The sequence below is a fragment of the Pseudomonas sp. GW821-FHT10C09 genome, assembly GCF_059415465.1.
Genome location: NZ_JBWKNG010000017.1, coordinates 60,506 through 79,166, shown reverse-complemented (window position 1 = coordinate 79,166; position 18,661 = coordinate 60,506). Strand labels below are relative to the sequence as shown.

19 protein-coding genes are annotated in these 18,661 nt (G+C 58.2%); 12 read left to right on the top strand and 7 right to left on the bottom strand.

Going from position 1 to position 18,661, the window contains the following annotated elements:
• Window positions 1–196 precede the first annotated feature (196 nt).
• The 10 genes from AC07N8_RS18895 (at window position 197) to AC07N8_RS18850 (ending at window position 8,803) form a co-directional block, all read left to right on the top strand.
• Window positions 197–802 carry an SCO family protein gene (locus AC07N8_RS18895; RefSeq protein WP_027925294.1) on the top strand — a complete coding sequence of 202 codons (606 nt, stop codon included), beginning with the start codon at window positions 197–199 and terminating at the stop codon, window positions 800–802.
• The gene (locus tag AC07N8_RS18890) at window positions 802–1,275 is read left to right on the top strand and encodes a copper chaperone PCu(A)C (protein ID WP_483839828.1); all 474 of its coding nucleotides are present in this window, start codon (window positions 802–804) and stop codon (window positions 1,273–1,275) included. The genes AC07N8_RS18895 and AC07N8_RS18890 overlap by 1 nt, the downstream gene beginning before the upstream one ends.
• 178 nt (window positions 1,276–1,453) lie before the next feature.
• On the top strand, window positions 1,454–2,800 hold the full coding sequence (locus AC07N8_RS18885) for a flavin-containing monooxygenase (RefSeq protein ID WP_493145649.1): 1,347 nt from the start codon (window positions 1,454–1,456) through the stop codon (window positions 2,798–2,800).
• Window positions 2,801–2,821: 21 nt separating this feature from the next.
• Window positions 2,822–3,238: a RidA family protein gene (locus AC07N8_RS18880; protein WP_027925290.1), complete on the top strand. Its 417-nt coding sequence runs from the start codon at window positions 2,822–2,824 to the stop codon at window positions 3,236–3,238.
• A gap of 141 nt (window positions 3,239–3,379) precedes the next feature.
• Window positions 3,380–4,057, top strand: a complete 678-nt coding sequence (locus AC07N8_RS18875; RefSeq protein ID WP_493145600.1) for a DUF1028 domain-containing protein — start codon at window positions 3,380–3,382, stop codon at window positions 4,055–4,057.
• Complete coding sequence (argE, locus tag AC07N8_RS18870; RefSeq protein WP_493145601.1) at window positions 4,054–5,202, top strand: acetylornithine deacetylase; 1,149 nt, start codon at window positions 4,054–4,056, stop codon at window positions 5,200–5,202. The genes AC07N8_RS18875 and argE overlap by 4 nt, the downstream gene beginning before the upstream one ends.
• Before the next feature lie 404 nt (window positions 5,203–5,606).
• Window positions 5,607–7,022 (top strand): purine-cytosine permease family protein, encoded by a 1,416-nt coding sequence (locus tag AC07N8_RS18865; RefSeq protein WP_483839831.1) that lies wholly within the window; start codon window positions 5,607–5,609, stop codon window positions 7,020–7,022.
• A 169-nt stretch (window positions 7,023–7,191) separates the two neighbouring features.
• The gene (locus tag AC07N8_RS18860) at window positions 7,192–7,410 is read left to right on the top strand and encodes a PLD nuclease N-terminal domain-containing protein (RefSeq protein WP_027925286.1); all 219 of its coding nucleotides are present in this window, start codon (window positions 7,192–7,194) and stop codon (window positions 7,408–7,410) included.
• A 454-nt stretch (window positions 7,411–7,864) separates the two neighbouring features.
• Window positions 7,865–8,158, top strand: coding sequence for a fructose-bisphosphate aldolase (locus tag AC07N8_RS18855; protein ID WP_493145602.1), 294 nt, complete (start codon window positions 7,865–7,867; stop codon window positions 8,156–8,158).
• A 270-nt stretch (window positions 8,159–8,428) separates the two neighbouring features.
• Window positions 8,429–8,803, top strand: coding sequence for a hypothetical protein (locus AC07N8_RS18850; RefSeq protein WP_493145603.1), 375 nt, complete (start codon window positions 8,429–8,431; stop codon window positions 8,801–8,803).
• Window positions 8,804–8,930: 127 nt separating this feature from the next.
• On the opposite strand, the gene AC07N8_RS18845 is transcribed toward AC07N8_RS18850, so the two are convergent.
• The 7 genes from AC07N8_RS18845 to AC07N8_RS18815 all read right to left on the bottom strand — a co-directional run bounded on the left by AC07N8_RS18845 (window position 8,931) and on the right by AC07N8_RS18815 (window position 16,087).
• Window positions 8,931–9,377 carry an NUDIX hydrolase gene (locus tag AC07N8_RS18845; protein WP_493145604.1) on the bottom strand — a complete coding sequence of 149 codons (447 nt, stop codon included), beginning with the start codon at window positions 9,375–9,377 and terminating at the stop codon, window positions 8,931–8,933.
• Between the two features lie 175 nt (window positions 9,378–9,552).
• Entirely contained in the window at window positions 9,553–10,212 is a 660-nt protein-coding gene (locus tag AC07N8_RS18840; RefSeq protein ID WP_493145605.1) for an ATPase, read from the bottom strand.
• Window positions 10,213–10,289: 77 nt separating this feature from the next.
• On the bottom strand, window positions 10,290–10,574 hold the full coding sequence (locus AC07N8_RS18835) for a hypothetical protein (protein ID WP_493145606.1): 285 nt from the start codon (window positions 10,572–10,574) through the stop codon (window positions 10,290–10,292).
• Between the two features lie 172 nt (window positions 10,575–10,746).
• On the bottom strand, window positions 10,747–11,295 hold the full coding sequence (locus AC07N8_RS18830; protein ID WP_007946335.1) for a cupin domain-containing protein: 549 nt from the start codon (window positions 11,293–11,295) through the stop codon (window positions 10,747–10,749).
• A 395-nt stretch (window positions 11,296–11,690) separates the two neighbouring features.
• Window positions 11,691–12,989 carry an NAD(P)/FAD-dependent oxidoreductase gene (locus AC07N8_RS18825; protein WP_493145607.1) on the bottom strand — a complete coding sequence of 433 codons (1,299 nt, stop codon included), beginning with the start codon at window positions 12,987–12,989 and terminating at the stop codon, window positions 11,691–11,693.
• Between the two features lie 57 nt (window positions 12,990–13,046).
• The gene (locus AC07N8_RS18820; RefSeq protein WP_493145608.1) at window positions 13,047–14,537 is read right to left on the bottom strand and encodes an aldehyde dehydrogenase; all 1,491 of its coding nucleotides are present in this window, start codon (window positions 14,535–14,537) and stop codon (window positions 13,047–13,049) included.
• Window positions 14,538–14,710: 173 nt separating this feature from the next.
• Window positions 14,711–16,087 (bottom strand): glutamine synthetase family protein, encoded by a 1,377-nt coding sequence (locus tag AC07N8_RS18815; RefSeq protein WP_483839836.1) that lies wholly within the window; start codon window positions 16,085–16,087, stop codon window positions 14,711–14,713.
• Window positions 16,088–16,371: 284 nt separating this feature from the next.
• Between AC07N8_RS18815 and AC07N8_RS18810 the strand changes: the two genes are divergently transcribed.
• Window positions 16,372–17,133: a gamma-glutamyl-gamma-aminobutyrate hydrolase family protein gene (locus tag AC07N8_RS18810; protein WP_493145609.1), complete on the top strand. Its 762-nt coding sequence runs from the start codon at window positions 16,372–16,374 to the stop codon at window positions 17,131–17,133.
• 366 nt (window positions 17,134–17,499) lie between these two features.
• A complete protein-coding gene (potA, locus tag AC07N8_RS18805; RefSeq protein ID WP_140668971.1) occupies window positions 17,500–18,642 on the top strand; it encodes a polyamine ABC transporter ATP-binding protein in 1,143 nt (380 codons plus the stop codon).
• Window positions 18,643–18,661: the final 19 nt, after the last annotated feature.

The following is an 18,661-nucleotide window of genomic DNA, read 5'->3' as shown; positions in this document are numbered from 1 at the left end:
GGGTTGGATAATTGCCGCTGGCAGGGGGTCCTGTTCGTCTGATCCGTAGTTTTTTGCCGGTTCTGTCTCTGTACTGCCACCCGCGCCGGTCCGACAATGACCAGCAGACCGCTACAGTTTGTTAATATCCACGCGCTTTTTTCGTCTGATTCATCAGCCGCCCAAGATTTCACGTCGCTACACAGGATTTTCCCCCATGAGTACGTTGTATACCCGTCGCACTGTCCTGCGCGGCATGAGCCTGTTGAGCCTCGGCCTGCTGGCCGGTTGTGATGACAGCAGCAAGCTGTCGTTCAAGTACGGCAAGGACCTCAGCGACAAGATCATGGGCCGTACCTTCAAGCTCAAGGACGTCGACGGCGAAACCCGGATGCTGACCAGCTATCGCGGGATGATGCCGATGATTTTCTTCGGCTTCACTCAATGCCCGGCCGTGTGCCCGACCACCCTGGCCCGCGCCGCCCAGGCGAAAAAACTGATGGGCCGCGATGGCGAAAAGCTCCAGGTGATCTTCATCACCCTCGACCCTGAACGCGACACGCCGCAGATGCTCGACAAATACGTCAAATCCTTCGACCCGACGTTCGAAGCGCTGCACGGCACGCTGGAAGAAACCGCCGCCACCGCCAAGGAATTTGGCGTGTTCTTCGAAAAAGTCCCGAACGGTGACAGCTACACCCTCTCCCACACCGCGACCAGTTACGTCTTTGACTCCCGGGGCAACTTGCGCCTGGGCCTGTCCGCGTCCCTTACCGCCCAAGAGTGCGCAGAAGACCTGCTCACCGTCATGGAGGTCTGCTAATGACTGCAACATCGTTCAAACGCATCAAACAACTGGTCCTGGGCCTGTCGCTGATTGGCCTGGCGTTCCAGGCCGCGGCGCAGACCGAAGTCCACGACGCCTGGGTCCGCGCGAGCGTTGCCGGCCAACCGTCCACCGGCGCCTTCATGACCGTGCAAGCCGACAGCGACAGCACCCTGCTGAGCGTCCAGTCCCCGGTGGCTAAAACGGTACAGATTCACCAAATGAGCATGAAAGACGATGTGATGAAAATGGGCATGGTCGAGTCCGTCGCGCTGCCGGCCGGCAAGCCTGTGACTTTCGATCCCCACGGCTACCACGTGATGCTGATTGACCTGACTGCTCAGGTGAAGGAAGGCGATAAAGTCCCGCTGACCCTGACGGTGAAAAACGCCAAGGGCGAGCAGGAAACCATCGAAGTGGAGGCCGAAGCACGAGCACTCGGCACGATGGATCACAGCAAGATGCATTAAGGCGTTGGCCTTAATGCTGTAACCGTTTCAAAACAGGCGTCCGACAACCCCCCTCCAAACCCGCTGCCCAGGCGGGTTCGGACGCTCTGCCTCAGTTATTTATACTCAAATGCCAGCTTAATAATATTTTACCGATACCAGGGTGATCCCTAGTCTTGACCCCAAGAGATGGCAGGCCATTAGCGACCTGAATCCCACTTCGAAGGGTAAAGAGATGACCACAGAAAAAACAAAAACAGACACGCTGATCGTTGGCGCCGGTCAGGCTGGCGTGGCCATGAGTGAACACCTGAGCAAACTCGGTGTGCCGCACCTGGTGTTGGAGCGCAACCGGATTGCCGAGCGCTGGCGCACCGGCCGTTGGGATTCGCTGGTGGCCAATGGTCCGGCGTGGCACGACCGCTTTCCGGGCATGGAATTCGATGACCTGAGCCCCGACGGCTTTGCCCCGAAAGAACGTGTCGCCGATTACTTCGAAGCCTACGCCAAGAAATTCAACGCCCCGGTGCGCACCGGCGTGGACGTGCTGAGCGTCAAGCGCAATGTCGGCCGCCCAGGCTTCACCATTGAAACCTCCGACGGCGTGATCGAGGCCAACCGTGTGGTAGCAGCCACCGGGCCGTTCCAGAAACCGGTTATCCCGCCTATCGCGCCCAAAGATCAGCCGTTCATTCAGATCCACTCGGCGGATTACCGCAACCCCGAGCAACTGCCGGAAGGCGCTGTGCTGGTGGTCGGCGCTGGTTCGTCGGGCGTGCAGATCGCCGATGAATTGCAGCGTTCGGGCAAGCAGGTGTACCTGTCGGTCGGCGCCCACGACCGCCCGCCTCGCGCTTATCGCAACCGCGATTTCTGCTGGTGGCTGGGCGTGCTCGGCGAGTGGGATCAGGCGGCGATGAAACCCGGTCGGGAACACGTGACCATCGCGGTCAGCGGTGCCCATGGCGGCAAGACCGTCGACTTCCGTGGCCTCGCCCATCGCGGCATGACCCTGGTCGGCCTGACCCAATCGTTCAATGGCGCCGTGGCGACCTTCCAGCCGAACCTGGCCGAGAACCTGGCGCGCGGTGACGAGAACTACCTGGCGCTGCTCAATGCCGCCGACGCTTACATCGAGCGCAATGGCCTCGATCTGCCTGAGGAACCTGAAGCACGCATTACCTTCCCTGATCCGGCGTGCGTAACCCATCCGATTCTTGAACTCGACCTGGTCAAGGCCGGCGTGACTTCGATCATCTGGGCCACCGGTTTTGCCACCGATTACAGCTGGCTCAAGGTGAGTGCCTTCGACGACAACGGCAAGCCGCAGCATCAGCGCGGAGTGTCGAGTGAGCCTGGGGTTTATTTCCTTGGTCTGCCGTGGCAGTCGCGTCGTGGGTCTTCGTTCATCTGGGGGGTTTGGCACGACGCGAAATACGTGGCCGATCACATCGCCATCCAGCGTTCGTACCTCGACTACCACGATGCGGCGCAGCGTCAGGCTGAAGCCGTGCCGGTCGTCCACAAAACCACTGTCAGCGCATAAGACTTTTTTCAGGAGCTTCACATGGCCACGCCAACCCATACCCGTATTCGCATGTTCAACACCAAGGAAACCTACCCGAACCAAAGCCTGGACAACGATTTGTGCCAAGCCGTGCGGGCCGGGAATACCGTTTATGTTCGGGGCCAGGTCGGCACTGATTTCGAAGGCAAACTGGTCGGTCTGGGCGACCCACGAGCGCAGGCCGAGCAGGCGATGCGTAACGTTAAACAATTGCTGGAAGAGGCTGGCAGTGACCTGAGCCACATCGTTAAAACCACCACTTACCTGATTGATCCGCGGTATCGCGAGCCGGTTTATCAGGAAGTGGGCAAGTGGCTGAAGGGCGTGTTTCCGATTTCGACCGGGTTGGTGGTGTCGGCGCTGGGGCAGCCGCAGTGGTTGATGGAGATTGATGTGATTGCGGTGATTCCTGAGTAAGACCGTATTGCGGCCTTCGCGAGCAGGCTCGCTCCCACAGGGGATTTGTATTCCACGCAGATCAAATGTGGGAGCGAGCCTGCTCGCGAAGAGTCCCGCCCAGACACCCCAACAGCCAAGGGTTAACCAAGGAGCAAAACCATGACCTTCTCCATCGCCGCCCGTTGCCCCGAAACCGGTCAGTTCGGCATCGCGATCAGTTCCTCCAGCATCGCCGTCGGCGCACGTTGCCCGTGGCTGCTGCCAGGTGTCGGCGCGGTCTCGACGCAAAACATCACCCTGCCCTCACTCGGCCCCGAAACCCTCGCCCTGATGGAACAAGGCCTCGCACCGGCCGAGGCGCTGGACAAAGTCCTGACCCGCAACGGCTACAGCCAATACCGGCAAATCACCGCCATCGACCACCTCGGCCGCACCGCGCATTTCAGCGGCGCGCAAACCCTGGGCAACCACAACGCCGTGTCAGGCGAGCAATGCGTGGCGGCCGGCAACATGCTCGCGGACCGCTCGGTGATTGAGGCGATGGTCGAAGCCTTCGAACATGGCGAAGGCCAACTGGCCGACCGCTTGCTCGCCGCGATGAAAGCCGCGATTGCTGCCGGCGGTGAAGCCGGGCCGGTGCATTCGGCGGCGATGATCGTCGTGGGTGAATTGACCTGGCCGATCATCAACCTGCGGGTCGACTGGGCCGACGAAAACCCTATCGGTGAGCTCGAGAAATTGTGGGACGCCTACCGCCCACAAGTTCAGGACTACATCGACCGCGCCCTCGCCCCGGACAAATCCCCTGGCTACGGCGTCGCCGGAGACGACCGATGAGCCACAGCCGCGAGTTGTTGCAGGCGCTGGTGGCGTTCGACACCACCAGCCGAGAGTCCAACCTGCACCTGATCGAGTTCGTCCGCGATTACCTCGCGGGCTTCGATGTGCCGTGCGAGCTGGTCTACAACGAACAACGCAGCAAGGCCAATCTGTTCGCCACGATTGGCCCGGCGGACGTGCCGGGCATCGTGCTGTCGGGGCACACCGATGTGGTCCCCGTCGACGGTCAGCCGTGGACCGTTGCGCCGTTCGAACTCACCGAGCGCGACGGCAAACTCTACGGGCGCGGCACGGCGGACATGAAAGGCTACATCGCCTGCGTGCTGGCCTTGGTGCCGTCGCTGGTACAGGCCACGCTGCGCGTGCCGGTGCACATCGCGCTGTCTTATGATGAAGAAGTCGGCTGCCTGGGCGTGCGTTCGTTGCTGGCGGAACTGGAACAGCGTCCGGTCAAACCGATGCTGTGCATCATTGGCGAGCCAACCGAACTGAAACCGGTGCTCGGGCATAAAGGCAAACTGGCGATGCGTTGCGATGTTCACGGGGAAGCGTGCCATTCGGCGTACGCGCCGCTGGGGGTCAACGCGATTGAATACGCGGCTGAACTGATCGGTGAGTTGGGGCGCATTGGTCATCGACTGCAGGCGCCGGAGCTTCACGATGCACGGTTCGATCCGCCGTTCAGCACCGTGCAAACCGGGGTGATTTCGGGGGGCAAGGCATTGAACATCGTCCCTGCCGATTGCCGTTTCGACTTCGAAATCCGCGCCCTGCCCTCGTTTGATCCCAATGATGTGGCGCAGGAACTGAAGGCCTACGCCGAGCAACAGGTGTTGCCGCGCATGCGTGCCGTGAGTGAACAGAGTGAGATCCGCTTCAGTGAGCTGTCGGCGTACCCCGGTCTGGCGACGGATGCGCACTGTGAAGCCGCTGAGTTGATTGCCGCTTTCTCCGATTCCCGAGCCTTCGGCACCGTGGCGTTCGGCACCGAGGGCGGCCTGTTCGACGCCGCAGGAATCCCCACCGTCGTCTGCGGCCCCGGCAGCATGGACCAAGGCCACAAACCCGACGAATTCGTCAGCCTCCAACAACTCACCGAATGCGATGCGATGCTGCAACGGATGCTGTTGTCGATCAGCTAGTTCCCCACACACACATCTCCCCTGTGGGAGCGAGCCTGCTCGCGAAGAGGCCGTGTCAGCCAACATCAATGCAGCTGACCCACCGCTTTCGCGAGCAGGCTCGCTCCCACAAAACCGCGTCCACGCACGATTGTGTGGTGAGCTCCTGTAGGAGTGAGCCTGCTCGCGATTGCGGACTCACATTCAACACCTCTATTGCCTGCCAATCCCACCTCGCAAGCAACCTCATGCCCACAGTTTTCCAGCGACCAACCGACATACATTTTTTAACGTCTATACCCACAATCTTACTAATTTATCTCTCCCCGCCCACCGCCCATCATCAACTCCAACAAGAAAAGCGCAGCCCTCGTGCGGCGCTCACCGAAGTACGTCCACGTACTCACATTGCCTTGGAGTTCGTCATGGTTACCGCTGCAACAACCTCCGCCCCGCTCATCGAGAAACACACCATCGGCTACGTGCCGCCCGAAGATCGTCACGGCAAAACCCGCGACCTGTTCACCCTCTGGTTCGGCGGCAACATCGCCCCGCTGCCGATCGTCACCGGCGCCCTCGGCGTGCAAATGTTCCACCTGAACCTGGTGTGGGGCATCGTCGCCATTCTCGTCGGCCACCTGGTCGGCGGCGTGCTGATGGCGCTGCACTCGGCGCAAGGCCCGCAGATGGGCATTCCGCAAATGATCCAGAGCCGCGCCCAGTTCGGCTCCCTCGGCGCCCTGCTGGTGGTGCTGATCGCCGGCGTCATGTACATCGGCTTCTTCGCCTCCAACATCGTCCTCGCCGGCAAGTCCCTGCACGGCGTGGTCGACAGCGTGCCAGTGCCGGTCGGCATCGTCATCGGCGCCCTCGGTTCCGGCATCATCGGCATCATCGGCTACCGCTTCATTCACGTGCTCAACCGCATCGGCACTTGGGTGCTCGGCGCCGGCATCGTGCTCGGCTTCGGCTACATCTTCACCCACGTACAAACCGCCGACTTCCTCACTCGTGGCAGCTTCAACCTCTCCGGCTGGCTCGCCACCGTGTCCCTCGCCGCGCTCTGGCAAATCGCCTTCGCGCCGTACGTCTCCGACTACTCGCGCTACCTGCCGGCCAACGTACCCGTCGCCGCCACATTCTGGACCACTTACCTCGGTACCGTGCTCGGCTCCAGCCTCTCGTTCATCTTCGGCGCCGTCGCCGTCCTCGCCACGCCGGTCGGCATGGACACCATGGACGCCGTCAAACTCGCCACAGGCTCCATCGGCCCGTTGATGCTCGTGCTGTTCCTGCTCAGCGTCATCAGCCACAACGCCCTCAACCTCTACGGCGCCGTGCTGTCGCTGATCACCCTGATCCAAACCTTCGCCTACCGCTGGATCCCCACCGCCAAAAGCCGCGCCGTCCTCTCGGTCATCGTCCTCGCCGCCTGCTGCTTCGCCGCCGTTGGCGCCTCCGCCAACTTCATCGGCCACTTCGTCGATATGGTGCTGGTGCTGCTCGTGGTGCTCGTGCCGTGGACCGCGATCAACCTGATCGACTTCTATGCGATTCACAAAGGTCAGTACGACATCAATTCGATCTTTAAAGTCGACGGCGGGATCTACGGCCGATACAACCCGCAGGCACTGTTGGCCTACGCGATTGGCATCATCGTGCAGATACCGTTCATGAACACGCCGCTGTACGTCGGCCCGATCTCCGAACACATCAATGGCGCGGACCTGTCCTGGCTGGTCGGCCTACTAATCACCTCGCCGCTCTACTACTGGCTGGCCAACCGCGACACCGCCTACAAACGCCGCCTCTCCACCGGCAAACTGGCCACCAGTCTCTAACTGAAACCCAATCCCCCTGTGGGAGCGAGCCTGCTCGCGAAGAGGCCCTGACAGTCAACATCAATGCTGACTGTCAGGGCCTCTGCAAGTACTCCCCACAAAACCCAAAATTTAATGAACCCCGCCCACCCCAACCCACCTAACTGAATGACTATCAGGAGGGTGACCAATGCAAACCGAAACAATCTGGATCGTACTCGTGGCAGTGCTTCTGCTGATCGAACTATGGGCCATCAACCGAGTCCGAAAAGCCCAAGGCAAATCCAGCAACAAACTCTTGTGGATCGTGGTGATCGTCTTCGTGCCACTGATCGGCGTCGTGGCATGGGCACTGACCGGACCAAAGCACACCGAACACAACCCGCACTCGCCGCAGGCCAGGCAATAACATCAAACGAAAAAGCCCCGATGATTCGGGGCTTTGTCGTTTCTGGCCATCTGAAAATCATGTAGGAAACCACCCTCCGTGGCGAGGGAGCTTGCTCCCGCTGGGCAGCGAAGCGGCCCCATTCCTCACCACATTTTTAAACACGCTTACATCCTGTAGCAGCTGGCGAAGCCTGCGTCCGGCTGCGCAGCAGCCGCAATCCCTGCAAGCAACATCCACCTGACACTAAACAACCTCCGAGATCACGACAGCGACTCAACCAAACGCAGTCTCCACCACTACCTCAAAACCCGCATTTACGTCCTACAACCCCGTTTGCAGCCACCAAAATCGACGCCTATATTCGACCCGTCGTTGACCGCAGTCAGCGATAGGGTTTCGCAGCCCTAAAGGAAGAACACCAAGCGCCGCCATGTGTATGGCGGCTGTGATTTTCTTTTAAGGACTGACATTTATGACCAATCAAAACCCGCCCCGCCGCTTCACCCCAATGTCCCAACTCGCCACCGACTACCCCGTCCTGCTCATCGACAGTGACGCCCCACTGCGCGAACTCCACAACTGCGTCAGCGAACGCCTCAGCGCCGTCCTCAAATACCTCAACCTCATGGCCTGCACCAGCCTCCCCGACTACGCCGAAAACGACATCAACACCGTCGCCAACATCGCCCGAATCCTGATCCAGGATGTGAGTGATGTGTTTCGGGTGATTGAGCAGCGTGGGTTTGATTTACCTAAGCACCAGTGACCCAATTTTCATTCGTAAAAAAACCGCATCACTGCGGTTTTTTAACTTATGACAGAGCTACATATTCAAATAGATCTCTCACCTTCTTCCATTACTACCTATTCTCCCCACACCAAGACCCAATTTACTTATTAAAAGCAATATATGCATTATCGCGATTTAACATTAAAAACTGTCAACAATGACAGGTGACTACCACGATAAAACTGCACACCCTATTATCACCGCCCCGCATTCGATACCGACCACCATATAAAGGAGCACTAAAACATGGCCATAAGCAAAGATGACATTCAAGCTGCATTAACTGAAATATCATCCATAGACCTTAATGATTTTAAAAAAGGAACTGAAGCAAAACTTAGTGACAAGGCTAGCGAAGACCAAACAAACACCAGCCGTCAAGTAGATTTAAACGCCATTTTCAACAGCGATGAGGGCAGTTCATCTCCAATATCCCACCCGATCGCACCTGGAACACAGGTACGTGTACTTTATGATGGCGAAACATTTACAGGAGAGGTAAAGGAATATTTTAAAACGTCTAGCGGCAGCTGGGCGCTGGGCGTAAATCTCAATGTAAATGCAGGTGTTCAGTACAAGGGCTTCCTTGCCAGTAAAAAGCCAGTGTTTGCTTTGCTGTAAATGGAGAAAAAGGTGACTACTAGAAAAAGGTGACAGGAAAACAAAAAAACAAAGGTGACAGATCTATTAATTTAAATAGATCTGTCACCTTTGTACCTGTCACCTTTGTACCTTTGTAATTTTTATCTCAGTCCAGTAATGCGGATTTCGTCAGCAGTCCATAAAGTCCATCAGGAACCAATGGTGCCTCATCAGTAAAACCTTCCCACGCAAGCCACTTCGCAGTAAAGGTTGCGCCATCGCTTTCCTGACCATCCAAGTGTGGCAACTTGTAGACGCTAACATCCACAAACTTCGCATCGTAAACCTGCACAATTTCGTGTCCTGGCCTGCCGGCGTACGTAAAGATGTTTTCAAGCGTACCGAGCAAGCGGACATCGGTGATGGCCAATCCAAGTTCTTCCTGAACTTCACGTTCAATGGCCTGGACACTGGTTTCGCCAAACTCGATACCGCCGCCAATCGGGCGGAAGAATGGGCGGTTTTTGATGGGGTCGTGGGCTTCGCTGAGCAGGATCTTGCCATCGTGATGGAAGATGCAAAGTGCGAGCGGGCGGATGCGGGGTGAGGTCATGAGTTGAAGTCCATTTACTTTGGATAAACGCTGAAACAGCTGCTTCCATTCAGCATGGGTGTCGTCTGCGGACGCAGCCTTCGGCAGCTGCTACAGGATTGAGGAAAAAGGTGACAGATCTATTTGAACAAAATAGAACTGTCACCTTTGCTCCCCTTCAAGTCCAGCTCCAAAACTACGTGAGCTTGTCTAGTACATACTCCTTGAACCAAGCGGGTTGGGTATCTGACACGACATCTATGTCTTCCCCCTCAGTAATTTCGGCTATCTGGGCAAAGCTGAAGTCACCATCTTGAGAGTTATCAAAAATGTACGCCCGATTAGACATCAAAATAGCATCAGACAAATTCTCGAGAGATCGCTCGTAGCGCGATCTGATTTTGTCGGGTGGTACGTCGTGCCCACCTATCGAAGCACGATAAGCAACACGAGCGACGTTGATTTCAGAGTCAGCAGTAGCTACGTAGTACACATATACACGGTAGCCAGCCAACCGCGCTTGCCGCAGCAACTGAATTTTGCTGACATCTGACATTACGGTTTCAAAGGTGAAGCTAGCTCGCTCTTGAATTAGCGATACACGGATGAAGTCAGAAAGCACTGAAGCAATATACGAGTCGATCTGCCTTGACGGAAATAAAAGCCGTTCATCCTCAGTGATCAAATCATCGAGCTTGGCGAAGGATTCAGGATATTTGGTTAAAAACGCGCTAGCGCGCAGAAAAGGGATTACCTGCCCCACGTACCCTTGGAGTTTAAACTGCGCAAAATCGAACGCACCTGTCTCACGAATGCCTAGCTCGATCGCATCAGGATTGACGTAATTGACGAGCAAGTGAGCGGGTACTTTTGAATTGAACGTACTCTTTCCACTGCCATTCGGTCCGGCGAATATCCTGACCCTGGGTGTACTCAAGCTCGTAGCTGAGGGATGAATTCTCCCTGCCCACGCTTTTTGACCTTCAGTCGAGTACCAGCCTTGATCGTGCCGTAGGTCTCGACTGAACGAAGGATCACAGTCCCGCTGCTGGAGACTTCCACCAAATTACCTTCGCGAACCACCAGAACGGATTCACCTTTCGAAAGCGCAACGTTGTAGGCATCTCTAAATGCCTTGGCCGCAATCGAGGGTATTGAGGACTCCTGGGCGACGATTTGCGCTTCAGTCTTGGGTAGCTTCTCTTTCTTACGAGACATATCTGACTCCGGGTCGCGTCTGGTACGTACAACCAACAATTATCATACATCCCCGAGATCGTCGAGCGCAGTGCTGCCAGTGGCCGACAGGTGATCTGGTCATTCGTGAGAGGATGTTTCTTGCTTCACTCTTGCCTGCTCGGAGCCGAACAATCAATGCCCCGTTTCATGATTAGAAGTTGGCCGGGGTGTTGGCGCTGATGATTTCCGCTTCATCCTGGCCGATGTTGCGAAACTTGTGCGGCAACGTCGTCGGAAAGTAATACCCATCGCCCGCGTTGAGCACGCTGATCTGCCCATCCACGGTCAACTCAACCGTGCCACGCGTGACAAGCCCACACTCCTCGCCTTCCGAATGCACAATCGGCTCTTCCCCCGAACTCGCACCAGGCGCGTACTGCTCGCGCAACAAGCGCATCTGCCGACTCGGCACCGAAGCCCCAATCAGCAATAACCGCAACCCATGACGCCCAAGATCCGGCTGTTCATTGGCGCGGAACACGTACTGATGCTCACGTGGCGGTTGGTCGAAGGTAAAGAAGTCCGCCAACGACATGGGAATGCCTTCAAGCAGTTTTTTCAGGGAGCTGACGGAAGGACTGACGCGATTCTGTTCGATCAGCGAGATGGTGGCATTGGTGACGCCGCTACGCCGGGCCAGCTCGCGCTGGGACAGTTTGTAGCTTTCGCGTACTAATTTGAGTCGTGAGCCCGTGTCCATGACAGCCTTATGCGAAGAATACTTAAGGGTTATGGGGGTGGATGGCGGGCGACTTTTGGCCGCGAGAGTACCGCTTCCCTGTCCCGGAAATTTGAAAGGCGGGTATTAAATCACGTTTGGGGGTGTTGCTCAGCAGGTTCGATAACTGGTTAGTGAAAAAGGGCCGAAGTCCCCGATTTCTGTGAGTTCGGCGATACAGACTGTGGGAGTGAGCCTGCTCGCGAAGGCGGTGTGTCAGCTACATTATGGGTGGCTGATATGGCCTCTTCGCGAGCAGGCTCGCTCCTACAGGTATTGCGCCGGCGGTTCTTGTTTTGGGGCCGCTTCGCGACCCAGCGGGAGCAAGCTCCCTCGCCACAAAAGCTCGCTCCCACAGTTTGATCGGTGGTTTGAGCTTAGATGCCGAACCGGTCGCGTAGCGAGTAGTACACGGCGCCGAGGGCGGTCAATGGCGCAGAGAAGGTGCGGCCGCCGATCATTGGCATGTGTGGCAGGGAGGCGAACGCGTCGAAGCGTTCGGCGTCGCCGCGGATCATTTCCGAGATCAGTTTGCCGGCCAGGTGCGAGCAGGTGACGCCGTGGCCGCTGTAGCCTTGCATGTAGTAGGCGTTTTTCTCGATGCGGCCGAATTGCGGCATGCGCGACATGGTCAGCAGGAAGTTGCCGGTCCAGCGGTAGTCGATCTTCACGTCCTTCAATTGTGGGAAGGTCTTGAGGATTTTCGGCTTGATCAGCTGTTCGATGTCATCCGGTTCGCGCGCGCCGTAGACCACGCCGCCGCCGTACAGCAAACGGTTGTCGGCGGTGAGGCGGTAGTAGTCGAGCAGGTAGTTGCAGTCTTCGACGCAGTAGTTGTTTTTGATCAGGCTGCGCGCAACCTTTTCCGACAACGGTTCGGTGACGACGATTTGCGAGCCGCACGGCATGCTTTTGCTGGTCACGCGGTTGTCGAGGCCTTGCGGCAGGTAGGCGTTACCGGCGATCAGCAGGTACTTGGCCTTCACCACGCCTTTAGCGGTGCGCACGGTGATTGGTTCGCCGTAGGTGATTTCCACTGCGGCCGATTGTTCGTAGATTTTGCCGCCCAGGCCGATGATGGCCGAGGCTTCACCGAGGGCCAGGTTCAGCGGATGAATGTGGCCGCCCTGCATGTCCAGCAGGCCGCCGACGTAGGCGTCGGAACCGACTTCGCGCTTGATGTCGGCCTTGTCGAGCATTTTCAGGTTCTTGTTGCCGTAGCGCTCCCAGCTCTTCTTCTGCTCGGCCAGGCCATTGAGTTGCTTCTTGTTCATCGCGGCAAAGATGCCGCCCGGGCGGTAATCGCACTGGATGTCATAGTGTTGTATGCGCTGACGAATGATGTCGGCGCCTTCAAAAATCATGCTGCCGAGGATTTCTGCAGTCTTGTCGCCGTAGCGTTCTTCGATGACATCGACGTCGCGGCTGTAGGAGTTGACCAGTTGGCCGCCGTTGCGACCACTCGCGCCGAAACCGACTTTGGCGGCTTCCAGTACGGTGACGCTGTAGCCGGCTTCGGCGAGGAACAGCGCCGAGGACAAACCGGTGTAGCCGGCGCCGATGATGCAGACGTCGCAGTCCACCGCCCCTTCCAACACTGGGAAGTCGCCGGTGAAGTTGCGAGTGGCGGCGTAGTAGCTGTTTACATGATTTTGTTTATCAGAGCTTTGTTTCATAAGTTTCTCCGATGGCCACCGGCAGCGTGCCGGCGACCGTCGCTTTTTTTATAGGTATTAGAGCTTGATCCAGGTCGCTTTGAGCTCGGTGTATTTGTCGAACGCATGCAGCGATTTGTCCCGACCGTTACCCGACTGCTTGTACCCGCCGAACGGCGCGGTCATGTCGCCGCCGTCGTACTGGTTGACCCACACGCTGCCGGCACGCAGGCCACGAGCGAAGGTGTGGGCCTTGCTCAGGTTGCTGGTCCAGACGCCGGCGGCCAGGCCGAAGATGCTGTCGTTGGCGATCGCCAAAGCCTCTTCAGCGCTGTCGAAAGTGATCAGCGACAGCACCGGGCCGAAGATTTCTTCGCGGGCGATGGTCATGGCGTTGGTCACGCCGTCGAAAATCGCCGGTTCCACGTACAGGCCGCCGGTGCTTTCGAGGGTGCGGCTGCCGCCCGCAATCAGTTGCGCGCCCTGGTCTTTGCCGACCTGGATGTAGCGCAACACATTGTCCAGTTGACGCTGGTCGACGACCGCGCCGACGGTGGTTTCCGGGTCCAATGCATGTCCCGGTTTCCAGGCTTGCAGCGCTTCCACCAGCAGTGGAATGAACTGCTCGCGGATCGAACGTTCCACCAGCAAACGCGAGCCTGCGGTGCAGACTTCGCCCTGGTTGAAGGCAATCGCACCGGCCGCCGCTTGTGCGGCGGCGCGCAGGTCCGGCGCGTCGGCGAAAACCACGTTCGGGCTCTTGCCGCCGGCTTCGAGCCAGACGCGTTTCATGTTGCTTTGCCCGGCGTAGATCATCAGTTGCTTGGCAATCGCGGTCGAGCCAGTGAAGGCCAGCACGTCGACGTCCATGTGCAACGCCAGCGCCTTGCCGACGGTGTGGCCGTAGCCCGGCAGGACGTTGAACACGCCTTTCGGGATGCCGGCGTCCAGCGCCAATTGCGCAATGCGAATGGCAGTGAGCGGCGACTTTTCCGAAGGCTTGAGGATGAACGAGTTACCGGCAGCCAGTGCCGGGGCAAACTTCCAGCTGGCCATGATCAACGGGAAGTTCCACGGCACGATGGCCGCGACCACGCCCGCAGGTTCGCGGGTGATGAGGCCGAGTTGGTCGTGCGGGGTGGCGGCGACTTCGTCGTAGATCTTGTCGATGGCTTCGGCGCTCCAGCGGATCGCGTTGGCGGTCGCTGGAATGTCGATGTTCATCGAGTCGTTGATCGGTTTGCCCATGTCGAGGGTTTCGAGCAGGGCGAGCTCTTCCTGGTTGGCCAGGATCAGGTCGGCGAAGCGGATCAGGATGCGCTTGCGCTCGGCCGGGGCGAGGTTGGCCCAGATGCCGGATTCAAACGTGCGGCGCGCGACGGCGACGGCCGCATTGGCGTCGGCTTCGTCGGTGCTGGCGACGTTGGCCAGGAAACGGCCGTCGACAGGGCTCATGCATTCAAAGGTGTCGCCGCTGATTGCAGGGCAGTATTGGCCGTCGATGAATGCACGGGCTTCGATAGAGAGGGACTGGAAGCGTTGTTCCCAGTCGCTGCGAGTGTTTGTCATGGTTGTGACTCGACGCAGAGGAATAGTTGATCGTGTTAACCGATGGCATGAACGATGAGTAACCTGTGGCGAGGGAGCTTGCTCCCGCTGGGGCGCGAAGCGGCCCCAAAAAGGCAGTCCTTCGGCCTCCAGCGGGAGCAAGCGCCCTCGCCACAGGTTTAGCGTCAGCCCCGTTAAACGGTGTGCAGATACCAGTTGTACTCAAGGTCGGAGATGGAGTTCTCGAACTCGGCCAGCTCGCTTTCCTTGCACGCCACGAACACGTCGATGTACAGCGGGTCGATGTACTTGGCCATGACTTCGCTGTCGTCCAGCTCGCGCAGTGCGTCGCGCAGGTTGTTCGGCAGGCTCTGCTCGTTTTGCTCGTAGCTGTTGCCTTCCACCGGGGCGCCCGGTTCGATCTGGTTGGTCAGGCCGTGGTGAATACCGGCCAGTACCGAAGCCATCAACAGGTACGGGTTGGCGTCGGCACCCGCAACGCGGTGTTCGATGCGCACCGAGTCCGGCGAACCGGTTGGCACACGCACCGCCACGGTACGGTTGTCGATGCCCCAGCTCGGCGAGTTCGGCACGTAGAACTGCGCGCCGAAGCGACGGTACGAGTTGACGTTCGGGCACAGGAACGCCATCTGCGCCGGCAGGGTCTCGAGCACACCGCCGATCGCGTGTCGCAGCGCGGCGTTCTGCTCGGGATCCTCGCTGGCAAAGATGTTGTTGCCTTCTTTGTCGAGAATCGAAATGTGTACGTGCAAACCGTTACCCGCCTGACCCGGATACGGCTTGGCCATAAACGTGGTGTCCATCTCGTGGTCATAGGCGATGTTCTTCACCAGACGCTTGAGCAACACCGCGTAGTCGCAGGCCTTGATCGGGTCGTTGACGTGATGCAGGTTGACTTCGAACTGCGCCGGGGCGCTTTCCTTGACGATGGCGTCGGCAGGAATGCCCTGCTCTTTCGCGCCTTCGAGGATGTCTTGCAGGCAGTCGACGTATTCGTCGAGGTCGTCGATCAGGTAGACCTGGGTCGACACCGGACGCTTGCCCGATACCGGCGAACGTGGCGATTGCGGACGACCGTTCACGTTGTCCTGGTCGATCAAATAGAACTCGAGTTCGAAGGCTGCGCAGATGGTCAGGCCCAGGTCATCGAACTTGCGCACGATATTGGCCAACACTTCTCGCGGGTCGGCAAAGAACGGCTGGCCTTCGAGTTCGTGCATGGTCATCAGCAACTGAGCGGTTGGGCGCTTCTGCCACGGCTCGATGCTGAGGGTGCCGGGAATGGGGAAACAGATTCGGTCAGAGTCGCCGATGTCCAGACCCAGGCCGGTGCTTTCCACCGTAGAACCATTGATGTCCAGAGCAAACAGGGACGCCGGCAGGTTAATGCCTTTTTCGTAGACCTTATGAAGACTGGTGCGCTCGATGCGCTTGCCGCGCACCACACCGTTCATATCCGCAATCAGAAGGTCGACGTACAAAACCTCAGGATATTTCTTAAGGAATGCGTTTGCTTCGTTGAGTTGAACGGCACGCAGAGGGACCGACATGATGCACCTATTTTTTAGCTGTTAATTATTATGTTCACTACCCTTTCACGAGCCCAGTCAACCCGAACGGCAAAGTGAAGTCAATAGCGAACACTTGCCCCTTCAACCTTTATTTTCGGGCCTTTTATGGGCACGAGAGTGCCAGATCAGTCGTGCGCACCGTGTAAATGCTGAAGATCGGACGTGTGGCGTTTAGAATTTTTTACATGAGAGTTGTTAATTAAAATCAACAAGGCTAAGCTCCGGAAAAGCTCGTTCAAGTGTGAAACTTCGAGGTGATAAAAATGGCATTCAAGCCATTGATCGGCGTTACTGCATGCGTCAAACAGATTGGCCTGCACCCCTACCACATCAGCGGCGACAAGTATTTGCGTGCTGTCAGCGTCGCGGCTTTGGGGCTGCCTGTGGTCATACCCTCCTTAGGCGAATTGACTGAAATCGAGGATGTGCTTGCGCATCTCGACGGTCTGCTGCTGACCGGCTCCCCTTCGAATGTGGAACCTTTCCACTATCAAGGCCCGGCCAGTGCTCCCGGCACGGATCACGATCCGGCGCGGGATGCCACGACCCTTCCTTTATTACGTGCGGCGATTGCGGCCGGCGTGCCGGTGCTCGGCATCTGCCGGGGCTTCCAGGAAATGAACGTGGCGTTTGGTGGCAGCCTGCACCAGAAGGTCCACGAACTGCCGGGCATGCTCGACCACCGCGAGGCGGACAGTCCTGAGCTGGCGGTGCAATACGCACCGGCGCATGCGGTGACTGTGCAGCCGGGCGGCGTGTTCGAAGCGCTGGAGTTGCCAGTCGAGTTCATGGTCAATTCGATTCACAGCCAGGGCATCGACAGACTCGCCCCCGGCCTGCGTGCCGAAGCGATTGCGCCGGACGGTTTGATCGAGGCGATCTCGGTGGAGCACAGCCCGACGTTTGCTGTCGGCGTGCAATGGCACCCGGAATGGCAGGTGCTCACCAATCCGCCTTACTTGAGTATTTTCCAGGCGTTCGGCGATGCGTGCCGGCGACGGGTCGCGCTGCGTAAAAGCCGCTGACTTAAGACACAAACAACCGATTACTGCCCCCGCGAGTCAGACGGGCGTGCCTTTGCGCGCCCGCCCCTCGCGACAGCAACACTGCGATAACAACAAGTACTACCAGGCAGCCAGGACGGCGGCGCCGAATAAGCCCGGTTAGGGTGAGACCAGTGAAGCCAGCGAAATACCCTTGTGGGAGCGAGCCTGCTCGCGAATGCAATGTGTCATGCAACATCAATGTTGACTGATCTACCGCTTTCGCGAGCAGGCTCGCTCCCACAGGGGACCAGCGCTGAACCTTCTGGGATCACTCCACAGGGCTTGCAATCAACTATTAAGTCAGGCCGCGTTGGCCCGACGACTGAAACCTGTTGGGAGTTTCACATGGCAAACGCCTCCAGCACTTACAGGAAGGCTCTTGAAGGTCACCAGACATCGAAAAAGGTGTTGTTGAAGGTCGACCGCGTCACCAAGAAGTTCGACGAAACCTGCGCAGTAGACGATGTCTCGCTCGAGATTCATCAAGGCGAGATCTTCGCCCTGCTCGGCGGTTCCGGTTCCGGCAAATCGACCCTGCTGCGCATGCTCGCAGGCTTCGAGCGCCCGACCGATGGCCGAATTTTCCTCGACGGCGTGGACATCACCGACATGCCGCCGTACGAGCGGCCGATCAACATGATGTTCCAGTCGTATGCTTTGTTCCCGCACATGACCGTGGCGCAGAACATTGCCTTCGGCCTCAAGCAGGACCGTTTGCCCGCCAGCGAAATCGACGCCCGCGTTGAAGAAATGCTGCGCCTGGTGCACATGACCCAATACGCCAAGCGCAAGCCGCATCAACTGTCCGGCGGTCAGCGTCAGCGTGTGGCCCTCGCCCGCTCGTTGGCCAAGCGTCCGAAGCTGTTGCTGCTCGACGAACCGATGGGCGCACTGGATAAAAAGCTGCGTTCGCAGATGCAACTGGAGCTGGTGGAAATCATCGAGCGCGTCGGCGTGACGTGCGTGATGGTGACCCACGACCAGGAAGAGGCCATGACCATGGCCCAGCGCATCGCGATCATGCACCTGGGCTGGATTGCGCAAATCGGCAGCCCGGTCGACATCTATGAAGCACCGGTCAGCCGCATGGTCTGCGAGTTCATCGGCAACGTGAACGCCTTCGACGGCACCGTGGTGGAAGACCTTGAAGGTCACGCGATCATCCACAGCCCGGACCTCGAGCAGAAGATTTACGTCGGTCACGGCGTCAGCACCTCGGTGCAGGACAAGTCGATCACCTACGCGATCCGCCCGGAAAAAATGCTGGTCAGCACGGTCAAGCCCGAGAACCGCTACAACTGGTCCAAAGGCAAAGTGCATGACATCGCCTACCTCGGCGGTCACTCGGTGTTTTACGTCGAATTGCCAAGCGGAAAAGTCGTGCAATCGTTCATGGCCAACGCCGAACGCCGTGGCGCGCGTCCGACCTGGGACGACACCGTCTACGTGTGGTGGGAAGACGACAGCGGCGTGGTACTGCGCTCATGAAAACACTCAATCAGCAGTT

Bases quoted from the DNA above. Each gene is read 5' to 3' on its own strand.
- AC07N8_RS18895 (WP_027925294.1), top strand. From the start codon at position 197: ATGAGTACGTTGTATACCCGTCGCACTGTCCTGCGCGGCATGAGCCTG.
- AC07N8_RS18890 (WP_483839828.1), top strand. From the start codon at position 802: ATGACTGCAACATCGTTCAAACGCATCAAACAACTGGTCCTGGGCCTG.
- AC07N8_RS18880 (WP_027925290.1), top strand. From the start codon at position 2,822: ATGGCCACGCCAACCCATACCCGTATTCGCATGTTCAACACCAAGGAA.
- AC07N8_RS18875 (WP_493145600.1), top strand. From the start codon at position 3,380: ATGACCTTCTCCATCGCCGCCCGTTGCCCCGAAACCGGTCAGTTCGGC.
- argE (WP_493145601.1), top strand. From the start codon at position 4,054: ATGAGCCACAGCCGCGAGTTGTTGCAGGCGCTGGTGGCGTTCGACACC.
- AC07N8_RS18865 (WP_483839831.1), top strand. From the start codon at position 5,607: ATGGTTACCGCTGCAACAACCTCCGCCCCGCTCATCGAGAAACACACC.
- AC07N8_RS18860 (WP_027925286.1), top strand. From the start codon at position 7,192: ATGCAAACCGAAACAATCTGGATCGTACTCGTGGCAGTGCTTCTGCTG.
- AC07N8_RS18855 (WP_493145602.1), top strand. From the start codon at position 7,865: ATGACCAATCAAAACCCGCCCCGCCGCTTCACCCCAATGTCCCAACTC.
- AC07N8_RS18850 (WP_493145603.1), top strand. From the start codon at position 8,429: ATGGCCATAAGCAAAGATGACATTCAAGCTGCATTAACTGAAATATCA.
- AC07N8_RS18845 (WP_493145604.1), bottom strand. From the start codon at position 9,377: ATGACCTCACCCCGCATCCGCCCGCTCGCACTTTGCATCTTCCATCAC.
- AC07N8_RS18835 (WP_493145606.1), bottom strand. From the start codon at position 10,574: ATGTCTCGTAAGAAAGAGAAGCTACCCAAGACTGAAGCGCAAATCGTC.
- AC07N8_RS18830 (WP_007946335.1), bottom strand. From the start codon at position 11,295: ATGGACACGGGCTCACGACTCAAATTAGTACGCGAAAGCTACAAACTG.
- AC07N8_RS18825 (WP_493145607.1), bottom strand. From the start codon at position 12,989: ATGAAACAAAGCTCTGATAAACAAAATCATGTAAACAGCTACTACGCC.
- AC07N8_RS18820 (WP_493145608.1), bottom strand. From the start codon at position 14,537: ATGACAAACACTCGCAGCGACTGGGAACAACGCTTCCAGTCCCTCTCT.
- AC07N8_RS18815 (WP_483839836.1), bottom strand. From the start codon at position 16,087: ATGTCGGTCCCTCTGCGTGCCGTTCAACTCAACGAAGCAAACGCATTC.
- AC07N8_RS18810 (WP_493145609.1), top strand. From the start codon at position 16,372: ATGGCATTCAAGCCATTGATCGGCGTTACTGCATGCGTCAAACAGATT.
- potA (WP_140668971.1), top strand. From the start codon at position 17,500: ATGGCAAACGCCTCCAGCACTTACAGGAAGGCTCTTGAAGGTCACCAG.